1 protein-coding gene is annotated in these 3,044 nt (G+C 33.1%); it reads right to left on the bottom strand.

What is annotated here, in order from left to right; all coding sequences use genetic code 11:
- Positions 1-2,862: YSIRK-type signal peptide-containing protein (locus tag CD111_RS08150; RefSeq protein WP_142380943.1), on the bottom strand; the 2,862-nt coding region annotated here is incomplete at its 3' end.
- Between the last annotated feature and the right edge of the window lie 182 nt (positions 2,863-3,044).

Raw genomic sequence — 3,044 nt, 5'->3', positions numbered from 1 at the left:
GTGACCTTGATCATCAGCTTCACCTTCGCCAATCTTATGCCCATCTTTATCAAATAGTTCGACTTTAGAACCTGGTTCAGCTGTTACATTAATAGGCTCTTGTGTACCTGCTTTACCTGTTAAATCAGTGTTGATAATTGGTTTAGAAGGTGGTGTTGTATCTGTTGCTTTCTTAGGATTTGATGGTGCAGATATAATTGTATTGTCTGTATTGTCTGTAGATTTTGCAGTTACGTTACCCTCAGGTATTGCTCTAGTAGGGGTAATTATGGCTTTTCCATTTGTATTTGAATTACCTTCCCCAATCTTATTACCATCTTTATCAAACAATTCAACTTTAGAACCTGGTTCAGCACTAACTGTAATTGGGTCTCTAGTACCAGCTTTACTCGTTAAATCAGTATCAATAACTGGCTTGTCTTGTTCGAATTTGTAAATTGCTGTTCCTAACTCATGTGGTTCACTTACATTTCCTGCTTCATCCGTCACAATAGCTTTAAACTTGATTGTGCTCTTGTTGGCTATATTGCCATTAGCCAAATTAATTTCGTTATTATGACTATCATAAACTTTTATTGTTTTTGTTAAATGGTCATTAGTTGAAAAATTATCTCTTCCAGTTATATGCGATTTATTATTGTTTATAAAGTTTTGAATTTCAGTTTTGTTTTTAAATCTATTTGGAACTTGAATCGCGCCTGATGTCTCTGGACCTTTAACAACTGGTTTCGTAACATCAACTGGTACAACAAAGAAATTCATTAAGTCACGTTCAGTGTTCGGATTTAAATCTTTATATTCACTCATTGCTTTCGGTCTTGCATATATTTGGAACTTATTTATTGGGAGATTCCGCCCTTCGTACGTATTATCTCCACCGGCACCGTTTGAATTGTTTTTAGCAATATCTTGCGTTCCATTTGCACCTCTTATTATGCGTGAATCATTAAATGTTGCTGTGGCTGCCCCGTTATTATCTTGACTGCTAATTACGAAATTAGGAACAACACGATTATATTTACTCTTATTGGAAACACCATCTTGTCCTTGTGTAGAACCTTCAATGTTAATGTTTCTTCCGCCAATTAAGAATTTACCATCATGACCTCCAACAGGCTGTACAATATCTAAAACATCAATATTATTCCACGCATTACCTTCTCGTTTGTAATAATGAGCATGTGAATAACCATCATTTCCAGTTCCTAATTTAAATGAATCTCTATTGAGTTCAGCCTTTTTCTTATCAGTACCTAATAAAATACGACCATTTCCATTTTTAGGTGTTGCTTTTAATAATTCTAACAATTGATCAGTGTTAATATTTTGATTACCATTTTGTCCTATAGCATATTTATAAATTAAGGTTTTCCCGTCAGATGATAATTCAAATCCTGGATCACTTGGTCTATTTGCTAAATGTGGACTTGTCCAGCTAATGTTATATCTATCTCTAAATGGAATGCTTTGTTTTAAATTCACTGTATTTTCAATGAATCTTACATTATTCATTCTTTGGAACCATGCAACATTTTGTGAAGAGATACCAGTAGCTACATAGAAGTCATGACCATTTTGATTAATCCAGTTTTTATCTACTTCTGCTGTTACAACTGCTCGATAAGAATCTCTTCCAGGGTTGACACCTTGAAATAGATATAAATGGTTATAAGGATCAGTAATTCTAGTCAAATTTTTATAGTTTGTTCTATCAGAATCACCCATTGCTTGATATACAGTGGAATCTAATATGTCACCAGTAGTTCTAATACCACTTTCCCATTTCAGGTTTTTCGCACTGCCTCCTGCAATCTTTGTAACTTCTCCTGGAATGAGTTTTACACCACGTGGAGCAAAAATATAAAAACGTCCATGAGCATTATTTGTTCTTGATTCATTAAATACAATTGTATAAGTAATTCTTGCTAAATTTTCATTTTCTACTTTATTAATATTCGTAACTTTAACGAAACCTGGGACTTGGTTATCATCACTCCACTTTCCGAATGATTTATTAAAACTTCCCATGCCAGATGCAGCTCTTTCGCTTGCACTTCTTACCGACCGTCTAAAACCAGAACGTACAGCTGGTATTCTATTTGGTTCAATTAAAAGGGCTGATGGTATTTTAGTTATACCATCAGCTGTTGTAATGGTTACTTCTCCTTTATCTGAGACATGCAACATGTCAGGTGATAATTTTCTGTTTGTCTGTAAAATAGAATTTTTAACACGTTCTTTTTCACTTTCTGTTAATTGATTAACATTTGAAATACGTGTTAATTGAACAGGTGGTTGATAAGGTCCTTCTTTATTAGAATCGCGAACATTTGCTTCTTGAGTAGATCTCGTTCTTAAATTATGTTGTGCGTAAGTTTTATCATCTACTTTAGGGTTTACTTGATCACTCTCAAGATTAGGTTGTTTTATAGTTGAATTGTTTGATTCTTCTACTTTAATACTTTCTTCTTTACTTGAATCAGCTAACTGCTCTTTCGGTGAATTACTATCAGCAGATTGTGTAGTGTTTGCTTGTTGTTTTACTACATCCGTACTTATTGAATCTGTTTGATTTCTACTAACTGGTTCTTGAATTGATTCAGCAGGTGCGTTTTCAAGAAAGTCGTTATCTAAGGTCATTTCTCGAGTCGTATTAGATTCATCATCTAATACATTATTTTCATCATTATCTATTTGTTTTTTTAATTTTTCTTGGTCTTGTTTAGCATTCTCTACACTGTTTTCTGATGCAAATACATCATTATTTGGTCCGCTTAAAAATATAAGTGTTGCAATTAATATCGAACAGGTACCTACTGTATACTTCCGAATACTAAACTTTTGTAGTCGTTGCTTATTCATTAGCAATCCCCTTTACATGATTAAATTACTTTGGGATATGTTTCACTCATACTAATGATATTCATCTTTAATATACATTTTCTTTTTCTATATTTAATTTGTTATGAATATGCGGATTATGAGGAAATTATCACGCATAGCATATGCGAAAAAATAATTGAATTTAAACTCCTTTCTATATA

Origin of the sequence: Mammaliicoccus stepanovicii, assembly GCF_002902525.1 — a bacterium.
GTDB classification, from domain to species: Bacteria; Bacillota; Bacilli; order Staphylococcales; family Staphylococcaceae; genus Mammaliicoccus; species Mammaliicoccus stepanovicii.
Note: the sequence above shows the minus strand (reverse complement) of the source record. Positions and strands in the feature narration are given on the sequence as shown.